The following is a 21507-nucleotide window of genomic DNA, read 5'->3' on the forward strand; positions in this document are numbered from 1 at the left end:
AAGGATCAGACGAAGGCCGCCCTCATGTCCGCTGAACTGCGAAAACGCTGATCAAGTTCGAGACACGTTCGAGACTGGGACTCAAAAAACAAGCTAAGTAAGCTGCAGTCGGTGCCAGATGGCGATCGGGCGCCCGCCCGTGTCGTGCTCGGGCGGGTCCGGGAGGGAGCCCGCGCGACTGCGGGCGATCCGGCGGGCGGTCCATGCGGCCGGGGTGTGTGCAGCACGTCGTCCGGCGGGGTGTGTCCCGCCTCTCTTCGGTCGTTCGGGCGGTTGATTTCGGCCGTGGCGAGGAGCGAGCGCTGCGTCATCTGGCCCGCCCAAATCTTCGTGTGCGCAAGCGGCATCGTCCCGCCCGCCAGGGCCCGGAACGACATCTCCCGGTGTACGTCGAAGAGCGGGCCGCCCGCGAGTATCTGCCAAGTAGGCGGTCGCCTCTCGGTGTTTGGGCACGAGCTCCCCAGGTCCGTCGGGGCTCGGCCCGGCCCCGGTGAGTTCGCGGCGTCGACGCCGGTGTCATCGTACTCGCGTTTCTCAACAGCGCACAGTTGCTTGCCTTGATCACTTCATCGAGGCGGAAAGCGCGTATGCCAGAGCATGCTGTCGCAGAGAGCTCGTGGCACGGTCGGTGAGTGTGTAGCAGGCATCTGTGGGGCTGGTATGCGCTCTGTCGCTCCCGCCGCTGACCGTCCTACGATCGTCACTTCGCGTATGACGGCGGGGGGCTGGACATGGCGGCAGGGGGATCGGCGTCGCGACGGGCGCAGGAGGCGCGGCGGCAGGAGCGGGTGCTGCGAGAGCAGTGGCGGGCGGCCTGTCAGCAGGCTCGCCAGTGGGAAGCGGCAAGTGAGGGCGAGCGAGGCGTTGTCGCCCAGCTGCTCGTGCTGACCGCGCGCGGATGGCGACTGCTCGTGGACCGGCGCTGGCCAGGAACTCGCACATCGAACGCGGACATGTTGCTGGTGGGACCCGGCGGTGTCTTCGTCATAGACGTAAAGAACTGGCGCTCTGCCCCAGAGGTCGCGGACGGAAAACTGTGCGCCGGAGGCGAGCCGCGGGACGACCAGGCAGTCAAGCTGCTTGCTGTCACGAAGGCTGTCGAGGGCGCGGTGGCATCCCTTGGTATGTCCCCCGTGGCAGTCCAGCCCCTGATGGTGTTCGCAGGGCAGCGCATCGATGCCGACCTTGGCAGGATACGACTCCTGGGTGAGCAGGAAACCGGTCCCTCACTGCTGTCACAGCGGCTCAGGCTACGGCCGGAGTCGGTCCGCGCCATCGCCGATCATCTGGAGCGGGTCTTCCCGGACTACGAAGGGGCGACGGTCACCCAGCAGGTGCTGCCGGCGTCGCAGCGACCCCAACACGATGCCTCTGATGGGCTGTTCGACCTGCAAGGGTTGCGCGACGCCGCCTTGGAGGAGGGGATGCGGGCGCCGATCGAGCAGTGGATGACCTTCCTGCACCCCGACCAGGTCGCGCTGGTGCGACGCAACTGGTCGGGCCCGGCACGCGTCAGCGGTCCGGCAGGTACCGGTAAGACAGTGGTTGCCCTGCACCGCGCCGCCTACCTGGCCAGGCGCACGACCGGCCGCATCCTGTACGTCACCTTCGCCAACAACCTGCCCCGCGTGCAGAGTACGTTTCTCAAGACCATGGCTCCGGCCGTCGCTGACCGGGTGACCTTTAGCAGCCTGCACTCCTGGGCGCAGGAGTTCTTGCAGGAGCGCGGCGTCCCGGTGAGGCTGCACGGTGACAAGGCGGAAACGGCCTTCAGCCTCGCCTGGAAGCACGTTGGGCGCGAGAGCCGTCTGGTCGAGATCGATCCGGCACCGGCCTACTGGCGTGAGGAGATCGACTACGTCATCAAGGGGCGTGGCCTCACTACGTTCGAGGAGTACGCGGCCGTCCCCAGGCGACGGCGGAAGGCCATCCTGCGCCGGGCCCACCGGCAAGCCGTGTGGGAGCTGTACGAGGCATACGAATCGTTGCGCGGCGAGCGTGGTGTGCATGACTTCAATGACGTCCTCTCGCTCGCCCTCACCGAAGCAACACGCCATCGTGACCGGCCTTTGTACGAGGCCGTCATCGTCGATGAGGTGCAGGACCTCACCCTTGTCGGAGTACGCCTGCTGCACGCGCTCGTTGGCGACGCGCCCAACGGCCTGCTGCTTGTCGGCGACGGCCAGCAGGCCGTGTACCCAGGCGGCTTCCGGCTCTCCGATGCGGGCATCGACATCCGCGGCGATCGCGGACAGGTCTTGCGCACCAACTACCGCAACAGCAAGCAGATCCTGGACACCGCCCTCACCGTCGTGGCCGACGACGCGTTCGAGGACCTTGACGGCCTGACCACGCCAGGCCGTCGCGACGTCGACCTCACTTACCACGATGGGCACGTGGCCCGGGTCGCCAGGCCCACGGTGGACGCTCACGACAAGGAACTCCTGGACGCCGTGCGGGCCCTGCCCGACGGTGCGCGCGCCGACACCGCGGTCCTGTGCCCCTCTATGCGGGCCATCGGCCACTACCAGCGCCTGCTCACCCAAGCGGCCATTCCGGTATGCCTGTTGGAGCACTACGACGGCCACGCCGTCGACGCGGTCAAGCTAGGCACCTACCGCAGGGCCAAGGGCCTGGAGTTCAAGAACGTCTTCCTGCCTCAGCACGACACGAAGCTCCCACGCGAGACGGTGGCTGACGCCGCCGACGGCACGAAAACGCCAGAGACGGCTCAGGAACGCGAGCAACTGCTGCGCAGCCAGCTCTTCGTGGCCATGACCCGGGCTCGCGACCTGCTCTGGCTCGGTAGCGTCACCGGGTAGGGGCGGGGCCAGCGCGGTACGCGCCCGGGCTCCGTTCTGTCGGAGTACGCGCCGCATCAGAGGGCGAGCTTCGAAGGTGTGCTGGGCCTCCGCGCGCGGTCCTACCTGGCTCACCGTGCAGTCTAGGTTCGCCGCAGCGGCCGTGCGGTCCCGTGGCGGGCGGGGCCGTGCCGGTGGTGTGCGGCGGGATACTGGGCAGTCACCTAAGAAGGGTGATCCCCAAGAGGCCAGCGGTGATGACCGAAGCAACTGTGACCATCGGGCACCATTTGGAGAATTCGTAACTTTCCCGCTTGATCCCTCTGCGCTGCTCGTCAAGGTATTTGAGATATGGCTTCCTGTAAGGGAGTAGACCAATCGTGAGGCCGTCCATACGAATGAATAAAGGACTAGCATGTGCTCGGCGCTCCAGTGCTGATATTGCATGCGGCCCACTATGATCAAGCCGATACAGCATCCAACGGAAACTGTGAAGCGCAGTGCCGTCGCCTTGCGCATCTTCACGTACTTATCTATGGCGAAGCAGAAGGTGAAAGTGGCAAAAGCTGCCATGAGAAGCAAGTAGGGGAAGGGGAGGCGAGCTAGTACGTCCGATCCTTTCGGAGGTGTGCCCAGGCTGACAGTGGGGGTGTCCCGCTGTCAGCCTGGGGCGTTCTTTGCGGCATGCCTGTCTGGTTCGAGCGACCTGCAGCCCGAACAAGCCTGTGACCGGCGATGTGAGATCGTGCGCGAACCCCGTGATTATTGCGCCGATCTCGGTGCCCTTCGTGACTTCCCGAAGTCGGCCAAAGCTTCAATCTATTTGGGTCGATTGAAGGGAAGCGGGCCTAGTTCGAAGCTGCTTCCGATGGATTCTCTGAATTCGCGACTATTCATTCCGTAGCCACGTCCAGTGAAAAGGGCGTTGAGTCCGGCAAAGCCGCCAGGGGGGGGCAAATCCAGGGGGCGTGCGGAGTCGAGATGGAGGGCGGGATGAAGGGGAGTCCTGGCGAGCCGGCTGCACCGGAAGAGCTGGCCCGCTTTGAGGCCGAGTTGGCGCGGTGCAAGAAGGTTCGTAGAGCCGCCACGGCTGCACTGTGGTGCGCGGCTTCCGGGGCGCTGAGGCCCATTGCGGATGCCACGCCCACGACAAGCTCCCGGGAGCGGCGTCTCGACCAGGGAGAACGTCTAAAATCAGACAACGATCACTGTTCTGTCTTCTGGTGCAACACGGTCAACTGCCCCGTGTTTCGGATTCCTTGGCGTTTTTGGTGACGTACCGGTCAGGCCGTTTCGGGCATGCATTCTTTTTTCGTCTTGCATGTGAAATATCATGATTCATACCTTGTGGCGCGATCAAGGGGCATGACGCCGAGCTCATGCCCATGCGAGGGGAGGATCCGCCAGGGATGGAGAAGACGATCGTTGGGCTAGCCGTGGCAGGTGCGGCGCTGATGAGGGCCTCGCCGGCCTTTGCCGCATACGAGAGCCACTCGCCGTCCTCCAGGGCGGGGTCATGGAGGCACAGGAACGACACCCAGGTCGCGGTGATGATCCATAAGTCCCCTACGAAGGCTCACGCGGTGACAGACCTGCGGACCTGCAACTGGGTGCCGGACAACGACGACCAGTGCAGCCGCTGGGAAATCCGCGGCTGATCCTCACCGTGCGCGGCCTGGCCGGCGGGCCGCGCGGTGAGAGAAGGCGTATTGGCAGGGTGGGAATGGCGGTGTGTGCCTCCCACCCTGTCGGTGTTGTGAGTGGATGTGAGAGAGGAACCAGTGGGGCAACACAACGGTGAACGGGCCGGCGAGTGCGTACTCAATATCAGCGGGCTTCACTATGCGATAGCTGATCGTGTGCTGCTGGCCGGGTTGGACCTTCAGGTTGGAGCGGGGGAGTCGGCCGCAGTGGTCGGCCCCAGCGGCAGTGGCAAGAGCACACTGCTCGGCTGCATATTGGGGCTGATTCGACCGTCTCAGGGGCGAGTTGAAGTGGCCGGCCGGGATGTTGTTCGGATGCGGCAGCGTGCTCTGGAGCGTCATCGCAGCCGTCACATGGGGGTTGTCTTCCAATTCGGCGAGTTGCTGCCGGAGTTGACACCCGTGGAAAACGTCGCCTTGGCGGCTTTGTTGGGCGGAGCGCCGACCGGAGAAGCCTACGAGCGTGCGGAGGGTCTCCTGCGCGACCTGGGCGTTCCCTTCGATGGCGTGCCGACCGGTCAGCTTTCGGGTGGGGAGCGACAGCGGACCGCAGTGGCCCGCGCGCTGATCAACCAGCCCAAGATTCTGTTGGCGGACGAACCGACCGGCGCACTCGACCGTGCCACCAGGGATGCCGTCTCGGGGCTGCTGTTCGACGTTCCACGACGCTGGGGTTGTGCGCTGGTGGTGGTAACCCACGACGTCGAAGTCGCGGAACGCGCCGACCGTTGCCTGGAACTCACCGGTGCCGCACTCGCGCCGCGGACGGCGGGAGAGCATTCGTGAAGCACAACTCCCTTTCCTGGCAACTGCTGCGCATGGGACGAGCGGCCGGAAAGCGAGTCGGCGGCGGCCGTGCGCGTGCGGTGGCGCTTCTGCTCGCCACGGCCGTCGTGGCACTCGGACTGACGTCGGTGGTGGCAACCTACGCCGCGTACGACGGAATTGAGCAGCGGACGAACGCCCGCAGCGTTCAGTTCCACGACGCCCATCCGGACCGGCCGGTTGCGGCCCTGGCGAAGCCGACCTTTGACGAGATCGGAGGCAGACAGTTCAGCCTGGTCTACGCGCGCCCGCTTTCCGGGCACGCGCCGCTGCCTCCCGGCGTCGACCATTGGCCCGCGCCGGGCCAGGCGCTGCTGTCCCCCGAACTCAAGCGCCTGCTCCAGGAAGAAGGCGCACCAGACAGGTACGGCACGGTCGCCGGCATCATCCGCAACGAGGGCCTGGCGAGCCCCGGCGAGCGATACGCCTACGTCAACCCCACAGACCGGCAACTCGACAAGCAACGGGCCTTTCCCATCGTCGGCTTCGGCTCCGGAGGCATGCCGACCGGTGATGTGCGGTTCATCGCCGATCGTGGCAAATTCCTGACTGCCCTCTACCTGCTCCTGCTGCCTGCCGCTGTACTCGTGATTGTCGCGGTGCGCATGGGTTCCGCCGGGCGGGACAAGCGCACGGCTCTGGTGAGTGCGCTCGGTGGAGGCTGGCGCCATCGCGCTCTGCTCAATCTTGGTGAAGCTGCCGTCCCCGTGGTGTCGGGTGCTGTTCTAGGGACACTGCCGGCGCTGGCCGTGCAGGCCATCGGGGATGTACGGCTGCCGTGGATCAACTACTGGTTGTCGTCCTCGGATCTGCGTCAGTGGTGGGGAGCCGTTGCCGCCTCCGGCCTCGCGGCCGCCATCGGAGTGCTGCTCCTGGTGTGCCTGGTGCACCGCCCCGCAGCGCGCCGCAGGTCTCGTTCGACGAGGCTGTCGGCCGGCAAGACCCGCGCGTTGCATTGGGCGGCCGTTGCCTGCCCGATCCTGCTCTTCGCCACTGTCTGGGGGCCGGCGCAACTTGACCCCTCGCACTACGCCGACCTGCGGATGAAGCTCTACAACGCCGGCGTTGTGGCGGTCATGGCGACGCTGCCGTGCGCTGTCGCGGTGGGAGCCGCAGCTCTTGGGCCTTCGCTGGCCCGCTGGTCGCGCCGCACGGGCGACGCCGGTGCCCTGATCTCTGGCCGCCATACCGCGGCGCACCCCGGTGTGGTGGCACGCTTGGTTGCCGGGGTCAGCATCGCCCTGGTCCTGGTCAGCCAAGTGCAGCTCAAGAACGCCCAGTTCGGGGAGAACGCGAAGGCAGCCCAAGCCACGGCGGACCGCGTCGGCCACAGCGTGCTGCTGGTGAACGTCACGGGTGACGTACCACGTAAGCGCCTGAAGGACGTACTCGGACATCTTCCGGCCGGGACGGAAATGTTCGCCGTATACCGCCCGAAGAATCCCGATGCCTCGGTGCCCGCCCGTATCCAGGGCCGGTGCCAAGCCCTCCGGACCTTGCAACTCCCTTGCTCTTCGCAGTCCACGACCGTCACGTCGCGTAGTGCCGATCAACGCCTGACCGAGACCTTGCGATGGGTGAGCCCGGTCATCGACCGCGTTGAGGTGCAACAGGCACCGCCGCTTCCGAACGACTCTTCCACCGCCCCCGAGAGGCTGGTCCTCGTCTCTGCCAACGGCCAGGATCTCCCTCAGGAGAGGATCAGGCAGCTGCTGCGGGACGAACTCCCGGTCGCTGCGGCGATTGCTGATCCCCCGGGAGCGGAGTGGCTGGTCGGAGCCAGGGAAGCGGTCGCGCACGGTAAATGGGTAGTGTTCTTCGGCGTGCCAGGCGTGCTCATCGTCGCCCTGGCAGTCGCGCTCGCCAACCTGGCGGAGTTCCTGAGGTTCAGCCGCAAGGTCGCACCACTGAGCGTGCTCACCGGCCAGCGGAAGATCTACTACTCCACCGCCGCCTGGGCGCTCCTCGGACCGCTGTTGGCCTCGATCGTCTCCAGCGTCATCGCGGCAAGCTGGCTGGCCGCACCACAAGAAACCCCGGCCGACGGCATCGAGTTGTCGAACGGCGTCCTCGCCACCACGGCAGGCGCTCTTGCCGTCCTCGCCCTCTTCACCTGGTGGTGGGGAGCGCGAGCCGCCGTCCGGCAATCGCGCGAATGGCGCCCTTACGGGGAATGACGCACCGCTGTCGCGGGACCAACGGATGGCAACCGCATCCAGGCAGGACAAGAGTGGCTGTCACCAGGTCCCGCGCCAGTGCGGCAGGCCGAATCCCCCGGCTCACCAGGAACTCCGCCCTGGCAGCGTGAGGTCTCGTGCTCCGGTCCACCGCCAGTCTCCGTCTCAGTTGTCCAACAGGGCTTCGTATGTGCGGCGTTGAAGGCGTCGTCGGCGCACCTGGCGTGGCCCCGCGGACCTGGACGCAGTTCTCGCTCTGGCCTTCGTAGCGCTGCTCCCGATCGAACTCCGGTTGCGCACCATGGAGAGTCGCGTCGATGACGTGCTATCCGTGCGTGCGGTTGCGGGCCGGTCGGTCGTCGCTCGGGGGACCTCCTCGTGGAGGAGCTGGGTGAGCGTGGCCAGTTGGGGGTTCGCGCGGTCGGTGCGCCAGATTAGGCCCAGCTGCGAACGGGAGGTAGCGCACGTCACTGCGGTTGGCGCGCTCGGGCAGGGGGCGGCAGACCAGCATGGTGTGGTCGTCGGTGGCCACGAGTGCGAGGCCCCCTTGGGCGCTGGTGATGCTCTTGGTGGAGCGGATGGGGGCGCCGGCGGGCGTGGCGCGCGGTACGCGGGCGACCATCCAGTAGTCGGGGGCGTCCCCGGTCGGGAGGAGGATGTCCAGGCCGGCCAGCGCCTCGACGTGCACGCGGTCGGAGTCGGCCAGCGGGTGGGACGAGGCGACGGCGAGGAGCCGGTCCTGCGGTGGGAAGCGGAAACCGATGGTCAATTCGGCCTCCTGCATCGGGAGTTCGACCACGGCGGTATCGAGCTTGATGTCGAGCACGGCCGAGGACGGGGAGCCCAGCGGAGGGGCCGAAGTCGACGGAACGCCTCGGTGACTTCCTCGTAGATGCTGCCGTGGAAGCCGATGCGCAACTGGCACAGGGTTCCGCGGCCGGCCCGCTCGCGGGCTTGGGAGAACACGGTGAGCAAGGACTCGTAGGTCGGGCGTACCTCGTCGACGAACTGTGCGCCGAGCCGGGCCAGTTCCACGCGCCGGCTGGTGCGCTTGACGAGCCGCACGTCGACACGTCGTTCGAGGGCCGCGCCGATGCCCTCAGATGACCGGCTCACGCCCTGCGCGGCCGGGGGCGGAGAGGGGAGAGCCACGGTGGTCATCCGCGTGATGCCCCGTGGCGGCCTTCGGTGCCTCTTGCCGTCAGGAACGTCAGCCTGCTGGGCCTGTGCGTCGTAGACGCCCGGCCGGAAGCTGGGTGGACGGAGCAGCCGCCTCGATGCGATATGATCATGGTGCAACTTCGGCCCGCGGACAGCGGGTTGGGGGCGTGCGTCTGTGGTCCAAGGAAAGACGTCCACCAACCGGTGGGAGATGCAGGTGCAAGGCCTGCCGGGCGCTCCACCGACAAGGTCCCTTCCTCATCCGAGGAGGGGACCTTCGTCGTTGGCAGTCACCATCCGGCCCCGTCATCGGAGGGCGGCCGGGTAGGTCGGTGGTTATTCGGTTTGGCCTCCTTGGGCGTGAGTTGTTGCGTCAAGAAGTCTCGTTGGGGAGTCCCGTGGAGAGGGGGCGGGTGGGTGTCGTGGGGTGGGGGTGGTGGGAGTGGAGGAGGGTTGTGATGAGGTCTACGACCTTGTTGAGGGTTTGGGGGGTGGTGGGTGTGGCACCGTCGAGTTCGGGCAGGCCGTAGTGGAGCAGGGCGCGGGAGAGCAGGTCGGACTGCTCGGCCTCGCAGATGCCCAACTCGGCGCCCAGTAGGGCGTATGGGGTGATCAGGCCCTCGGGGAGGGACAGGGTGCGGGCGTAGAGCGCCCGGACCGTCGTCATCAGCTCCCCGCGGTCCGGCACGGCGGTGAGCGTGGGTGCCGATCCGGCGGGCGCGGGGCCCGATGCGGCCGACGGCTTCGGCGATCCGGCGGTCCCGGCGGCGCCGGATGCGTCGCGGAACGCCGTCACCCGCCGGCTCACCAGTTGGACGACATCGCGACCCGCCGCCGCCCAGAAGGCGGCGAACTCCCGCTCCGTCAGCTCGGGGGCCAGCCGCGCCCGTAGCGGCTGGAGGCAGTCGCCCACCGCCAGCCCGGCCTCCCTGAGCGCGGTCAGCGTGTCGGGCAGCCGTAGTTCGTCGCCGTGTCCGGTGTAGAGGGTGGGCAGCACGGTGACGGAGTGGTCCGCGCCCTCCTCGCTCAACGTCCGGTGCACCAGGCAGGAGAGGGTGGCGCCTCCGCCGGTTTCGACGAAGGTCCGCTCGCCGTGCCCGTGCAGGGTCCGTACCGCGTCGGAGAAGCTCTTGGTGAGGGGCGGGTCGGTGAGGTTCCCGGTGGGGTTCTGGGAGGGGGTTGTTGGGTGGGTGAGGTGGTTGGCCAGTAGGTCGGGTAGGGGCTCCGTGGGTCCGTAGCGGCGTCCGAGGAGGGGGGAGTGGACGGGCGCCGTCAGTGGGTGTTGGGGCAGGTCGCGGACGGCCGCCGCGAAGCGGGGCGCCATCGTTGCGGGCGAGGGGGTGTGCGGCGCGGCGAGTTCGGCGTAGCGGATGCCCAGTCGGTCGGCCACCGCCTTGACCTGGTCGATCGCCTCGCGCGGCCCGCTGAGCACGGTCCGCGCGTCGTGGTTCTCCGAGGCGACGGACAGCAGCGGATGGTCCACCAGGCCCACGAGGTGGGCCGCGCGGTCCGGGGAGATGGAGAGCGTGAGCGTTGCGCCGCTGGCGGCGTCCCGGTCGCGGAGCAGGTCGCTGCGGTGGATCACGATCCGCGCGCCGTCCCCGACGGAGTAGCCGCCCGCGGCCACCAGGGCGGTGATCTCGCCGAGGCCGTGTCCCATGAGCACGCCGGGGCGCAGCCCGTGGTCGGCCAGGATCCGGTGCGCGGCCAACCCCGAGCCGTAGACGGCTAGTTGGGTCACCCAGGGCTCGTCGGCGGCCAGGCGTGCGGGGTCGGCGGGTTCGTCGTCGAGCAGCAGATCGGAGAGGCGGCGTGCGGAGAGCTCCTCGGTGACGGCGTCGATCTCGTCGAATACGGCGCGGACTTGGGAGTACCCGTGGTGGGTCCGGCGCAGCGCCGGTCCGTCGAAGCCGCCCTGTCCGGGGAAGAGGAGTACGGGGCCGCCGGTGCCATCGGCCCCATCGGTGCCGCCGGTTGGCGTGCCCTGAGTGCCCTGGTCAGCGCGGCGTCGTTGGCCGCGTAGCCGGAGGGGAAGATCAGGGCGGCTTCGGTGCCGTGCAGCGCGGCCAACTCCTGTTCCAGCAGCACGTGGTAGTGGTTGTTGCCCGAGATGTTGCGGGAGCCGCCGCTGCCGGCACCGGTCTCGTCGATCGCCCGGTGCATCGCCTCCAGGACCAGCGGGTGCTGGCCCATGCCCAGGTAGTCGTTGCTGCACCAGACGTTGATCCGGCTGTCGGCGTCGGTGTCGTGGCGCAGGGCGCTGGGGAAGCTGCCGGCCTCGCGCTGGACGTCCAGGAAGGTCCGGTAGCCGCCGCGGGCCTTGAGACCGTCGATCTCGGCGGAAAAGAACCCGTGATAGTCGAACAACGATTCCTCCAGGAACACAGGAACATGCGAGCGCATGAACAAGGGAATGCCGCGCTCCACGTAACGGAGCAGGCGGTCGCCTCAAGGGAAAGTCAGTAACGGCGGACGGGAATCCGTTCCGCTGCCAAGAACGTATCCGCGGCGCCGGCCGCTGTGAAATGTCATGCCCCTTCCGCCTATACGGAAGGGGCATGTCTTGGGCGCCTGCGGCGGTGTCGGAGGTCGTGCGTCGGCGACTTATGTCGTCGGCGTATGGATGGTGCGCCTCGGTATTTCTGTCGCGTCCGCCGGATCATTAGTGTCCTGGACCGTGGACGGACATCGAAGGGACCGAAAGGCTGCGTTGCTCGGCTCAGTGCCCGGGTGCGGCCTCGTCGGCGTCGCCGGCGAGCGCCCGCTCGGCGCGGAAGCTGTCGACCAGGGTCTGCAACAGCCCCGGATAGCGGCCGTCCAGGTCGTCCCGGCGGAGCGAGATCCAGCAGCGGGTGCTCTCCGAGCGGGTGCGGGTCACCCCCGCCTCCCGGAGGGTCTTGGTGTGGTGCGATGCCGTCGACTTGGGGGTCTCGCCGCTCAACTCCCCTGAGGTGTACTCCCGTCCGTCCATCAGCCGGGCGACCATGCCGAGCCGTGTGTCGTCGCCGAGCGCGTGCAGCACGTCGGCGAGCCTGATGTCCTCCGTCGCGGGGTGTCGGTATCTGCGCACCTCGTCAGGATCGCACACTCGGTCGCCGGTGCGCCCCCTACCTGCTATGTTCAATGTTCTCGAACTTCGAATGATTGAGAGGAGTCGACGGCGCATGCGTCGCATCCTGCTGCTGGCCCTGGGTTCGTTCGCCCTCGGGCTGGACGCCTACGTCATGGCCGGTCTGCTGCCGGTCGTCGCCGGTGACCTTCATGTCTCGGCCTCGGCCGCGGGCCAGATGGTCACCGTCTTCACGCTCTGCTACGCCCTCGCGGCCCCCGTTTTCGCCACCGTGCTCGCCGGGCGGCCCGCTCGCGTGATCCTCTCCCTGGCGCTGACCGTCTTCACGCTCGCCAACGCGCTCTCCGCGCTGTCGACTTCGCTGACGATGCTGCTCCTCGCGCGCGCCATCGCGGGCATCGGCGCGGGCATCTACTCCCCGCTCGCCGCGGCCACCGCCGCCTCCCTCTCGCCGGCCGAGCGCCGGGGCCGGGGGCTGGCGATCGTCATGGGCGGCATGAGCATCGGCACCGTCGTCGGCGTCCCGGTCGGCGTGGTGCTCGCCCACCACATCAGCTGGCGCGGCACCCTCTGGCTGGTCACCGCGCTGGGCTTCATCGCCCTGCTCGGCGCGGCCACCATGCTGCCCAAGCTCCCGGCCTCGCCCCCGCCGGCGCTCAAGGAGCGCATCGGCGTGCTGACCAACCGCCGGGTCGCGCCCATCGCGCTGGTCTCCTTCCTCGCCGGCATCGCGAGCCTGGGCCTGTACACGTACCTGGCCTCCTTCCTCTCCGACTCCGCCGGCCTGTCGGACCCGACCGGGTACCTGTGGGCCTGGGGGATCGGTGGCGTGGTGGGCAGCCTGTGCGTGGGCCCGCTGGTGGACCGGACCAAGAAGGCGTACGGCATCGCCACCGTCATCTTCGTCCTGCTGGTCCTCTCCGAGGCCGTGCTGCCCGGCGTCGCCTCGACCCACTGGGGCCTGATCCTGCCGCTGATCGTCTGGGGTGCCTCCGGCTGGGCCCTCCAGGTGCCCCAGCAGCACGAGTTGATCGCGGCCGAGCCGGAGCACAGCTCCGTCGCCGTCTCGCTGAACAGCTCCGCCGTCTACCTGGGCAGCGCCGCGGGCTCCGCGCTCGGCGGTCTCGTCCTGGCCTCCGGTGTGTCCCCGTCCGGGCTGCCGTACTGCACGGCGGGGGTCGCCCTGCTCGCCCTGGTGCTGCATCTGACGCTGGTCCGGTGGGGCCGGCGGCGCTCGATGGCGGCCCAGGGTGTGGCGCCGGTCGCCGCGGGCGTCGAGGAGAAGGTCTCCGCGTAGTCCCACGGTCCGGCCGGGCCTTTTCGAAAAGTCGACCGCAGCCCCGAATGCGAGAAAAGCATTCGGGGCTGCGGTGAGTTTTCCTATCTATTCGGAATGCGTATAGGGGTTCTCGAATCGGTATTTCCGTCCGTCTCGGAAACCCCTTACGGTCTCCCACCATGAATACCGATCCACGGCCCGCCACCCTTGCCGACATCGACGAACTGATCAGGCTGCGCGGCTTTCTTCTGGATACCGGAACGGGGCACTACGTATCGCCCGACCCCGCGGCCGGCCGCGTCTGGCGGGAGCGCTACCGGGACTGGCTGCACACCCACCTGGAATCCTCGGAGCAGATCTACGTCGGGACCATCGGTTCGCCGCAGTGCCTCAGCGCCTGTGCCATCGCCGTCATCGACCATCGCGCGCCGACCCATGCGTACCCCGACGGCAAGGTCGGCTGGGTCCAGACGGTGGTGGTCGATCCCGTCCGGCGCGGCGAGGGCCTGGGCAAGGCCGTCGTCACGCACGTCCTGGACTGGCTGAGCGGGGCGGGCGTACCCGAGGCCGTACTCCAGACCACGCCCTCGGGTACCGGCCTCTACTACCGCCTCGGATTCCAACCGTCCGGCGAGGACCTGCTCTTCAAGCAGCTCGGCGGATCCGCCGAAGCCACCGGGCCGCGGTCGCTCTGACCCCCGTCACCCCGGCAACCAGCCCCACACCCACACCCACACCCCACCCCCACAGATCCACTGCGAAGGGAAACGGAACATCATGAAGGTCGCCATCGTCGGACTCGGCTACGCGGGGACCCGCTTCCGCACGGCATTCCGCAACGTCGCACGGGAGGCCGGCACCGCGCACCGGCTGTCGTTCGCGTACGTCGGACGCCACCGCACCACGGACGAGATCCCCTACTACCCCACCGTGACGGCGATGTTGGCGGGATTCCGGCCGGACGTCGTGGTCGTCAGCGTTCCCGAGCACGCCCGCGCCCAGATCTTCACCGAGCTGGCCGGCTACACCGGCTTCGTCGTCTCCGAGAAGAACCTCGCCACCTCGCGCGACGACCTCGACCTCGTCGCCAAGAGTCTCGCCGACGTCTCCGGCTTCAACCTGGACCTCGTCGAGCGCTACTCCGAGGCCACCAGCTACCTGCGCGCGTACGTGCGCGCGCACCAACTGGAGCTGGTGCGCGCGAACTTCATCTGGGGCAAGGACCGGATCAACGACCACCGGCCCACCTCCGGCGTGCCCAGCGAGGTGGTGCACTCCCTCGACCTGGTCCCGTGGATCTGTGGCGGCGGGCACCGCCTGGAGGTCGACACCGCCATCGGCACCCGCTCCGACTTCTCCGTCTCCGGCCCGGAGGTCCTGGACAGCGTGGCGCTGACGGCGCGGCTGGGCCCGGGCGCCGTCACCGGGTACAGCAGCTTCGTGCACATCACCCGCAAGCGGGAGGTCGACTTCGTCTTCCGCACCCCGGACGCGGAACTGCTCTACGCCAGCATCGTCTTCGACACCCCGGTCTGGGACGCGGACCACCTGCGCATCTGGCAGCGCCGCGACGACGGCGACGAGCTGATCCACGAGCTGCGCACCGACGGGGAGGCCGGCGACCCGGAGCTTCGTACCGTCATCAAGCTGGGGCGGCTGGTGCGGGACGTGACGCGGTTCGTCGAGGACGGCACCCGGCCCGAGGTGCCGTTCGCCTCGCTTGCGGACTCGCTCTCCCTCCAGCGGCTGCTCAACGACGTGGAGGGCCGCGCGCGCACCGTCGGCCCGGTGGCGTACTTCCCGGACGGCCGGGCGGCCCTGGCGGAGGTGGACTGGGAGCGGCTGGGCTGAGCGTCAGCCGGTCTGTACGTCTGGTTCTTGCGGGAGTTGTCGATCGCGGTCGGCAGCGAGAAGAACGCGGGGATGTGCCGTCCGCTCGCGTGGACGCGGGCGGCCCGCTCCAGCGCGGCCGGTGAGAGCGCCGCCGGCCACAGCCCGCCGTCCGCCGCGAAGGACTTCTGCGGTGCGAAGTGGGAGACGTCCGGCTCGGCGAGGTCCACGCAGTCCGCCGGCGCCCGAGGTGGCGTCCACGACGACCCGTGCTCCCTCGTCCGCGCCGGCCAACCGCTCGATCAGGGCGTCCAGCGCCACGGTGCGTACCTTGGAGGGACCCGCACCGAAACGAGGGTCAACGGGCCTGAGGGCAGCGGGGATCCGGAGTTCAGCCATGCCGCAAACGTAGGCGGTCCACCGGGACCGAGGGCCCCGCATGCCACTGCAAGAGACACCGCCCCTGGCCGAAAGTGACATCGCGCCCCCGCTTCCGGTGTCTCCTTGGGCGCACCGCGCTGCTCCTTCCGTACGCACCGCACCGCCGCCCGACGGCCCGCGCCCTAGGCTCCCCGACGTGCCGCTTCACCAGCGGCGATGCCCCGATCCCAAGGAGCCTGTGGTGAACACAACGGTGAACACAACAGATGTGGGTATCCGGCACCTGCGTGCCTTCCTCGCGGTCTGCGAGTCCCTGAACTTCACTCACGCCGCCGACGCACTGGGCACCAACCAGCCCAGCCTCACCCGTCGGATCAAGCGCCTCGAAGAGTCCCTCAGCACCCGGCTGTTCGACCGCACCACCCGCTCGGTGCGCCTGAGCCCCGAGGGCCGGCGGCTGCGCGACGAACTCGCCCCTCTCCTTCCCCGTCTGGAACAGGCCCTCTCCTTCCGTACGGACCGGACGGCGCCGCTCCGCTTCGGCTTCACCTGGCTGCTCCCGGACGGCTGGGTCCAGGACGCCGTTGCCCGCTTCGAGGAGGAGACCGGGGCCGAGGTCGAACTCGTGCGCCGCGACGAGCGGTACGCGGGCGTCGACCACGGCACGGTCGATGTGGCCCTGCTGCGCGGCACCGTGGACACCACCGGCCTGCGCGTGGTCCCCCTCCAGTCCGAACGCCAGGTCGCGGCCGTCCCCTCCACATCGCCGCTCGCCCGCGCCGCCGGCCTGAGCCCCCAGATGCTCGCCCCGCACCCCCTGGTGGTCAACACGACGTGCGGGCCGGCCCAGTTCGACGAGATGCACGCGACCCACGGGGACCATGAGGGCTCCGGTGGTTCCGGGGGCCCCGAGGGGCACCGCTCCTCGCCGCTCATTCCCTGCAAGAACTTCGACGAACTTCTCGAACTGGTCGCCGCCGGCAAAGGCAACGGCATCGTCCCCGAACCGGCCCTCCGCCGCCGTCTGCACCCCGCCGTACGCTTCGTCCCCCTCACGGGCGCCCCTCAGGTACCCGTCTCGATGGCCTACCCCCTCCAGGGCTGCCACCCCCTCGCCCAACGCTTCACCGTCGCCGTCAAGGAAGCCCTGGCGGAACACAGCCGTGGGCAGACGCCGCCGCTCTGTCCGCTTCGCGCGCGGGCGGCGGCCTGAACCGGCCCGCTGCCCGACCGCCAGCCGAAAGGACCTCCCGCACCATGCCGGATACCGACGGCAGTCCCGACACCCTGTACGTCACGATCCACGGCCCGCACCATCCCGACCGCCAGTCCGATCGCCGCGCTCCTCGTCAACGTGACCTCATCGGCAGCCTGTTCAGCCAGCTCGCCCGCTTCGACGCCACCGTTGTGGACGTGGAGCAGGTCCAGCTGCGCGGCCGCCTCGCCCTGTGTGCCCAGTTCGCCACCCCGTCCCGCACCACCGTGACCGAGCGCGAACTCCAGTCCGCCGTACGGCAATGGGCCACCACCCAGCAGGTCCACGCCGAACTCACCCAGGCCGCCCCCACCCGTACGGCATCCCGGCGCAGCCACGTCACGGTCGTCGGCCACCCGCTCACCGCCCGCACAACTGCCGCACTCACCCAGGCCCTTCACGACGCGGGCGGCACCATCGAGCGCATCACCCCGCTCGCCCGCCGCCCCGTGACGGCCGTCGAGTTCGATGTCACCGGCGTACGGACCCACGTCCTGCGCGGCGTCCTGTCCGCCCGCGCCCGCGACTTGGGCGTCGACCTCGCGGTCTGTGCGGCCGGGCTCTCCCGTCGGGCCCGCCGTCTGGTCGTCATGGACGTCGACTCCACCCTCATCCAGGGCGAGGTGATCGACATGCTCGCCCGGCACGCCGGCCGGGAACCCCAGGTCGCCGCCGTCACGGCCGCCGCCATGCGCGGCGAACTCGACTTCGAGGCATCGCTGCGCGCCCGCGTCGCCCACCTCGCCGGCCTGGACGCCACCGCCCTGGACGAGGTCCGGCGCGCCGTCGAACTGACCCCCGGCGCCCTCACCCTGATCCGTACGCTGCACCACCTCGGCTGCCGCGTCGGCGTGGTCTCCGGCGGCTTCACCCACATCACCGACCACCTCGCCCGGCGCCTCGGCCTCGACTTCGCCCACGCCAACACCCTCGAAGTCGCCGACGGTCGGCTCACCGGCCACCTCACCGGCCCGGTCATCGACCGCCGGGCCAAGGCCGAACTCCTCATCCGTCAGGCCGAACGGGCGGGCATCCCCCTGGCCCACACCGTGGCCATCGGCGACGGCGCCAACGACCTCGACATGCTCAACACGGCCGGCCTCGGCGTGGCCTTCAACGCAAAGCCCGTCGTCCGGGGCGCCGCCCCGACCACCCTCAACGTGCCGTTCCTCGACTCGCTCCTCTACCTCCTCGGCATCCCTCACGAGGAGCTGTGGGGATGAGGGCGTAGCCGGGAGCGGGAGCGAGCAGAGCCGACGGGGTCGGTCCCGTGATCCGGGACCGACCCCGTCGGCTTGTGTGGCGTTGGCGCCCCGGGTGGGGGCGGGCCGTTACGCGGCCTGGCGGCGGGCCAGGGCGTCGGCGGTGGGGCGGCGGCCCGGGGCGAAGGCGTCGACGGTGCCCGCGCCGCTGCCCGGTTCGGCGTCCCAGGAGCGGATCTTGGCGGCGACCCGGGCCAGCTTCGCGTCGCCCGGACCGACGTCGATCTGGAAGTGCGACTGCTTGGGCTGCGGTTCGTCGCCGCCCCAGCGCACGGTGCCCTCGCAGTCGGCCAGGATGTCCCGGATGACGGCGACGTCCTCCGGGAAGAAGCAGTCCCGGGCCCCCAACGGGTAGGCGTCCGGGCGGACCGTGAAGGCGGTGCCGGAGAGGGCGTTGCTCTCGAAGCCCGCGGCCACCGCGCGGTCGACGGTATGCCCGGTGACGTCCTTCCCGGTCAGGCGGTGGTCCACCTCGTAGTGGAAGCGGCGCAGCGCGTACAGCAGCACGGTGGCGACGTCCCCGGTGCGCAGCTCCACGGTGAGGTTGCTGCCCTCCACGACGTGGTGGGCGATGCCGTCGCCGGTGATGCGCCAGCCGTTGGCGCTGGTGTCCCCGCGCCAGTCCTGCTTCTTCTCACCGGGGGCCGCCTCGGCGGCCAGCGCCGGGGTGGCCAGGGCGGTGGCGCCGGTGGCCAGGAGCAGGCCGCCGCCGGCGACGCCGAGCCCGCCCTTCAGCGCGCGGCGCCGGGAGAAGACCTTCGTATCGCTCATTCCACTTCCTGTTCCGGTCGGTTTTTCCGTTGTGTGCGTGCTTGATGTAGGGCCATGCCGAGGCAGACCACCACGGTGGCAATTCCCAGGTAAATCAAGGGATTTACGTAAGCGGGGACAAGCTCGTAGGTGGCGTTGCATTTGTTGGAGAGGGGGAACAGGCTGCCGGGCCCGGCGGCATCCGGGTCCCATTGCTGACCGTGATTCAGTCGGCAGGTCTCCTCGATGTCGAACGGAGAACCCTCGAACACGCCCCAGGCGTACATGGAGATAGTGCCGAGCAGGCCGCAGAAGGCCCCCTCGACCCAGCGGCTGACCCGCACGCTCAACCAGGAACGGGACAGGATCCGACACGCCCAGTACAGGCACACCAGCGCGACGACCGGTATCGCCAGCAACTGCACTGTCCCTACTGCTCTTTCGAGGAAATGCAAAGGTGGAAAACCTCCAACGACCAATGAGTGCGGTCCCGGTGCGTCAGTGGTCGTGCGCCGGGACCGCACCTGCTTCTATTCCAGGCCGACCCGCTCCACCAGCGCGTCCGCGAACCCCTGGCAATATTCGTCGAGTTTGCCGGACGGCAGCATGGAGGGCGTCGGCACCCCCTTGACCTGGTTCTCGATGATGCCGGTCCGCATCGTGGTGACGAGGCCGTCGCTGCTGGTCAGCATCGAGTGAGCGGCGGCCTTGGCCTTGCCCGCGGTGCCGCCGAACCGGTCGTTGAAGAAGTGGGAGAACCTCTTGAGGAACCGCCCGCCGTCGCCGTAATGCGCCTCAACGGCCTGCGCGATGTTCTTCTTCTTGGTCTTGCAGTCCTGGCCGAGCAAATAGCCGTCGGTGTCCTCGATCAGGTCGGCGTAGCCGAAGGATGAACGGACGCCCGGACGCGCCAACTTGTCCTGGCAGTACTTGTAGCCCGAGGAGTAGTTGTCGGAGTCCCGGCGCCATTCCGCGTACAGCGTGTAGAGGTCTCCGGCCCACCCCATGATTTCGCCGTAGTAAGCGAATTCCGGGCCGCCGACCTTGGCTTGGCCCTCCGCGGCCGCCATGATGTGCTGCGGGTCGAGCGTGTACCCGGTGGACGGGTCGTTGAACTCCTCCAGCACCTCCATGCCCTTGCCCTTCGCGTACGCGATGAAGCCGGCATCGGCGGGGTTGAGCAGGGTCTGCCACAGGGTGCCGTTGTACTTCTTGGACCGGCAGAACTGCATCACCAGTCGGTTCGGGTCACCCTTCCCGTACGCCTTGGCGAGGTCGTAGAGCTTCGAGACGTAGGCGACGAAAGCGCCCGCTGGATTGGCGGACTTGTCCACCGAGGCGACGCCCGGGTCGGTGTCGGGGCGCCAGATGTCCTTGTCCAGCGGGAAGGAACCCCCGTTGGGACCGTTGAAGGAGAATTCCTGGATCTGGTTGAGCGACCAGTTGTCGGGGTTGGGGAACCCGAGGTTTCCGGAGAAGCCCCAGGACATTCCGGAGACGAACGACCAGCGCGCGTAGGTGTGTTTCGACACCTGCGCGCACACGTTGCGCGATCCGTAGACGCCGTGCAGGTACTTCTTGCCCCGGCTGTTCAGCGCGGCGACGACCCCGTTGAAATAGGGGACGATGTTGCTGGCTATCTGCTCGGTGGTCGCGTCGTAGTCGACGGCGAAGTAGATGACCGTGCCGGCGCCGAACCCGAGGCCCTCGGCGGTGTCATGGGCCCGCAGGCCGTGCTGGTATCCGTAGGAGTAGCGGAAGTCCTCCAGGTCCCGTGCGCCGTACTGCCAGATCGGGAAGACCTTGAGCTTGGCGGAGAAGATGTCCGCGAGCTCCTTCTTGGTCATCGGCTTCTCGGTGTTGTAGCCCGGCGGTTCGGCGAGGTAGCGGCCGATGATGCGGTAACCGGCGGCGTAGAGGTCCTTCGCCCGGGCCGCGGTGATCCGCCGGCTGGTGTCGCAGCCGGTGCCCTTGCGGTCCGGGTCGCCGGTGGAGACCAGCAGCTGCGCCCACGTCGCGAAGTCGCCGCGCTTGGACTGCGGGAGGTAGGAGAACCGCTGGAAGGCCTGGACGAATTGGGTGAGCTTGTCGTCCCAGGTGGACTTGAAGGTGGTCTCGTAGCTGCCCACCGGCTCGTTGAACACGCAGGCGGCGGAGAAGAGTTGGACCCAGATGCCGCTGTCGCCCTGGCCGATGTTGTGCTTCTTCAGGCCGTTCTTGGTGCTGGGGCCGAAGTTGCCGGTGGCCTGCTCGTCGGGGACGCCCAGCTCGTACTGGATGGCCTTCATCAGGGCCTTCTGCACGTCACGGGAGAAGTGGCCCTCGGCGGGGATGAGGTAGAAGTTGGAGCGGCCGTAGTAGCGGCCGTTGAGCCACTGCTGGATGGACCGCACCTTCTTCGTCCCGCCGGCCTGGAGCACATAGGCGTCCATGGTCAGTAGGGCCTTCATGACCTTGGCCTGGACGGCGCCCTTGAGGGCGGGGTTCAGGCCGGCGTCCTCCATGAGCTTGGCCACGGCACCCTGGGTGTTGAGGGTGAAGTTCCCGTTGATGTCGCCGGCGTGGTAGCCCTTGCAGAAGCAGGCGGCCTGGACGATCTTGATGAGGTTCTTGTTCTTCTCGTCCAGCTTGATGCCGCCGCGCGCGTCGATCTTGCCGATCGTGGACGGACCGAAGCTGTCCGACAGCGCGGTGATCCCCAACTCGTGCTGGAGGGCGCGGGTCAGCGAGAACATCGTCGGCCAGCCGGTCTTGCCGTTCTCCGGGCACGCGTTGTACCCGGCGACGTTCTTGTAGGTCGCGTTGACCCACTTCTGGGCCTTGAGGACCATCTCGTCAGCCATGGCGGCGGTTGTCCTTTTCATTCATGTGCGTTGGTGCCTACGCGCCTGGGCGGGGCGGTGGAAGGGCAGGGCTGGGCGACCACCGTGCGGGAGCGCGCTCTCGGGGCGCTCTCCGGGCGCCCTCCGCCCGGTATCGACCCGCTCTCCACCGGCTGCCGCGCCGGTGGAGA

15 protein-coding genes and 3 pseudogenes are annotated in these 21507 nt (G+C 68.6%); 9 read left to right on the forward strand and 9 right to left on the reverse strand.

The annotated features are described in order from the left end of the window. Positions 1 to 788: 788 nt before the first annotated feature. The 3 genes from ACFVFQ_RS34860 (at position 789) to ACFVFQ_RS34870 (ending at position 7506) form a co-directional block, all read left to right on the forward strand. On the forward strand, positions 789 to 2822 hold the full coding sequence (locus tag ACFVFQ_RS34860) for a UvrD-helicase domain-containing protein (RefSeq protein WP_383423971.1): 2034 nt from the start codon (positions 789 to 791) through the stop codon (positions 2820 to 2822). Between the two features lie 1760 nt (positions 2823 to 4582). Next, on the forward strand, positions 4583 to 5290 hold the full coding sequence (locus ACFVFQ_RS34865) for an ABC transporter ATP-binding protein (protein ID WP_383423974.1): 708 nt from the start codon (positions 4583 to 4585) through the stop codon (positions 5288 to 5290). Then, entirely contained in the window at positions 5287 to 7506 is a 2220-nt protein-coding gene (locus ACFVFQ_RS34870) for a hypothetical protein (RefSeq protein ID WP_383423977.1), read from the forward strand. Before ACFVFQ_RS34865 ends, ACFVFQ_RS34870 begins: the two co-directional genes overlap by 4 nt. A gap of 325 nt (positions 7507 to 7831) precedes the next feature. Here ACFVFQ_RS34870 and ACFVFQ_RS34875 read toward each other — a convergent pair whose 3' ends face one another. Both ACFVFQ_RS34875 and ACFVFQ_RS34880 read right to left on the reverse strand, forming a co-directional pair. Next, positions 7832 to 8332: a hypothetical protein gene (locus ACFVFQ_RS34875; protein ID WP_383423978.1), complete on the reverse strand. Its 501-nt coding sequence runs from the start codon at positions 8330 to 8332 to the stop codon at positions 7832 to 7834. Beyond that, positions 8272 to 8667, reverse strand: a complete 396-nt coding sequence (locus tag ACFVFQ_RS34880) for a hypothetical protein (RefSeq protein WP_383423980.1) — start codon at positions 8665 to 8667, stop codon at positions 8272 to 8274. The genes ACFVFQ_RS34875 and ACFVFQ_RS34880 overlap by 61 nt, the downstream gene beginning before the upstream one ends. Before the next feature lie 169 nt (positions 8668 to 8836). Between ACFVFQ_RS34880 and ACFVFQ_RS34885 the strand changes: the two are divergent. Next, positions 8837 to 8908, forward strand: a pseudogene (locus tag ACFVFQ_RS34885). 132 nt (positions 8909 to 9040) lie between these two features. On the opposite strand, the gene ACFVFQ_RS34890 reads toward ACFVFQ_RS34885, so the two are convergent. From ACFVFQ_RS34890 to ACFVFQ_RS34900, 3 genes and pseudogenes are all read right to left on the reverse strand, one after another. Then, the gene (locus ACFVFQ_RS34890) at positions 9041 to 10561 is read right to left on the reverse strand and encodes an acyltransferase domain-containing protein (protein ID WP_383424045.1); all 1521 of its coding nucleotides are present in this window, start codon (positions 10559 to 10561) and stop codon (positions 9041 to 9043) included. Positions 10562 to 10638: 77 nt separating this feature from the next. Beyond that, a pseudogene (locus ACFVFQ_RS34895) lies at positions 10639 to 11070 on the reverse strand (aminotransferase class I/II-fold pyridoxal phosphate-dependent enzyme); the annotation flags it as partial. 316 nt (positions 11071 to 11386) lie between these two features. Continuing rightward, positions 11387 to 11737, reverse strand: coding sequence for an ArsR/SmtB family transcription factor (locus ACFVFQ_RS34900; RefSeq protein ID WP_383423983.1), 351 nt, complete (start codon positions 11735 to 11737; stop codon positions 11387 to 11389). A 94-nt stretch (positions 11738 to 11831) separates the two neighbouring features. On the opposite strand from ACFVFQ_RS34900, the gene ACFVFQ_RS34905 reads away from it, so the two are divergent. From ACFVFQ_RS34905 to ACFVFQ_RS34915, 3 genes are all read left to right on the forward strand, one after another. Beyond that, complete coding sequence (locus ACFVFQ_RS34905; RefSeq protein WP_383423985.1) at positions 11832 to 13034, forward strand: MFS transporter; 1203 nt, start codon at positions 11832 to 11834, stop codon at positions 13032 to 13034. 161 nt (positions 13035 to 13195) lie between these two features. Continuing rightward, positions 13196 to 13711, forward strand: coding sequence for a GNAT family N-acetyltransferase (locus ACFVFQ_RS34910; protein WP_383423987.1), 516 nt, complete (start codon positions 13196 to 13198; stop codon positions 13709 to 13711). Positions 13712 to 13793: 82 nt separating this feature from the next. Further along, positions 13794 to 14867, forward strand: a complete 1074-nt coding sequence (locus ACFVFQ_RS34915; protein WP_383423990.1) for an oxidoreductase — start codon at positions 13794 to 13796, stop codon at positions 14865 to 14867. Between the two features lie 14 nt (positions 14868 to 14881). Here the strand turns inward: ACFVFQ_RS34915 and ACFVFQ_RS34920 are convergent. Continuing rightward, positions 14882 to 15155 (reverse strand): annotated as a pseudogene (locus ACFVFQ_RS34920) (phosphoserine transaminase); the annotation flags it as partial. 313 nt (positions 15156 to 15468) lie between these two features. Between ACFVFQ_RS34920 and ACFVFQ_RS34925 the strand changes: the two are divergent. Both ACFVFQ_RS34925 and serB read left to right on the forward strand, forming a co-directional pair. Beyond that, positions 15469 to 16440, forward strand: a complete 972-nt coding sequence (locus ACFVFQ_RS34925) for a LysR family transcriptional regulator (RefSeq protein ID WP_383423993.1) — start codon at positions 15469 to 15471, stop codon at positions 16438 to 16440. Positions 16441 to 16484: 44 nt separating this feature from the next. Next, the gene (gene serB, locus ACFVFQ_RS34930) at positions 16485 to 17705 is read left to right on the forward strand and encodes a phosphoserine phosphatase SerB (RefSeq protein ID WP_383423994.1); all 1221 of its coding nucleotides are present in this window, start codon (positions 16485 to 16487) and stop codon (positions 17703 to 17705) included. Between the two features lie 108 nt (positions 17706 to 17813). Here the strand turns inward: serB and ACFVFQ_RS34935 are convergent, their stop codons facing one another. The 3 genes from ACFVFQ_RS34935 to ACFVFQ_RS34945 form a co-directional block, all read right to left on the reverse strand. Next, positions 17814 to 18515 carry a hypothetical protein gene (locus ACFVFQ_RS34935; RefSeq protein WP_383423997.1) on the reverse strand — a complete coding sequence of 234 codons (702 nt, stop codon included), beginning with the start codon at positions 18513 to 18515 and terminating at the stop codon, positions 17814 to 17816. Beyond that, positions 18512 to 18919 (reverse strand): hypothetical protein, encoded by a 408-nt coding sequence (locus ACFVFQ_RS34940; protein WP_383423999.1) that lies wholly within the window; start codon positions 18917 to 18919, stop codon positions 18512 to 18514. Before ACFVFQ_RS34940 ends, ACFVFQ_RS34935 begins: the two co-directional genes overlap by 4 nt. Positions 18920 to 19024: 105 nt before the next feature. Next, a complete protein-coding gene (locus ACFVFQ_RS34945) occupies positions 19025 to 21337 on the reverse strand; it encodes a glycoside hydrolase domain-containing protein (protein WP_383424000.1) in 2313 nt (770 codons plus the stop codon). Between the last annotated feature and the right edge of the window lie 170 nt (positions 21338 to 21507).

The organism is Streptomyces sp. NPDC057743 (assembly GCF_042798755.1).
Taxonomy (GTDB): Bacteria; Actinomycetota; Actinomycetes; order Streptomycetales; family Streptomycetaceae; genus Streptomyces.

What these genes read in the sequence shown, in the direction of transcription:
- ACFVFQ_RS34880 (WP_383423980.1), bottom strand. Translation starts at nt 8,667, where the DNA reads ATGACCACCGTGGCTCTCCCCTCTCCGCCCCCGGCCGCGCAGGGCGTG.
- ACFVFQ_RS34905 (WP_383423985.1), top strand. Translation starts at nt 11,832, where the DNA reads ATGCGTCGCATCCTGCTGCTGGCCCTGGGTTCGTTCGCCCTCGGGCTG.
- ACFVFQ_RS34910 (WP_383423987.1), top strand. Translation starts at nt 13,196, where the DNA reads ATGAATACCGATCCACGGCCCGCCACCCTTGCCGACATCGACGAACTG.
- ACFVFQ_RS34915 (WP_383423990.1), top strand. Translation starts at nt 13,794, where the DNA reads ATGAAGGTCGCCATCGTCGGACTCGGCTACGCGGGGACCCGCTTCCGC.
- serB (WP_383423994.1), top strand. Translation starts at nt 16,485, where the DNA reads ATGCCGGATACCGACGGCAGTCCCGACACCCTGTACGTCACGATCCAC.
- ACFVFQ_RS34935 (WP_383423997.1), bottom strand. Translation starts at nt 18,515, where the DNA reads ATGAGCGATACGAAGGTCTTCTCCCGGCGCCGCGCGCTGAAGGGCGGG.
- ACFVFQ_RS34945 (WP_383424000.1), bottom strand. Translation starts at nt 21,337, where the DNA reads ATGGCTGACGAGATGGTCCTCAAGGCCCAGAAGTGGGTCAACGCGACC.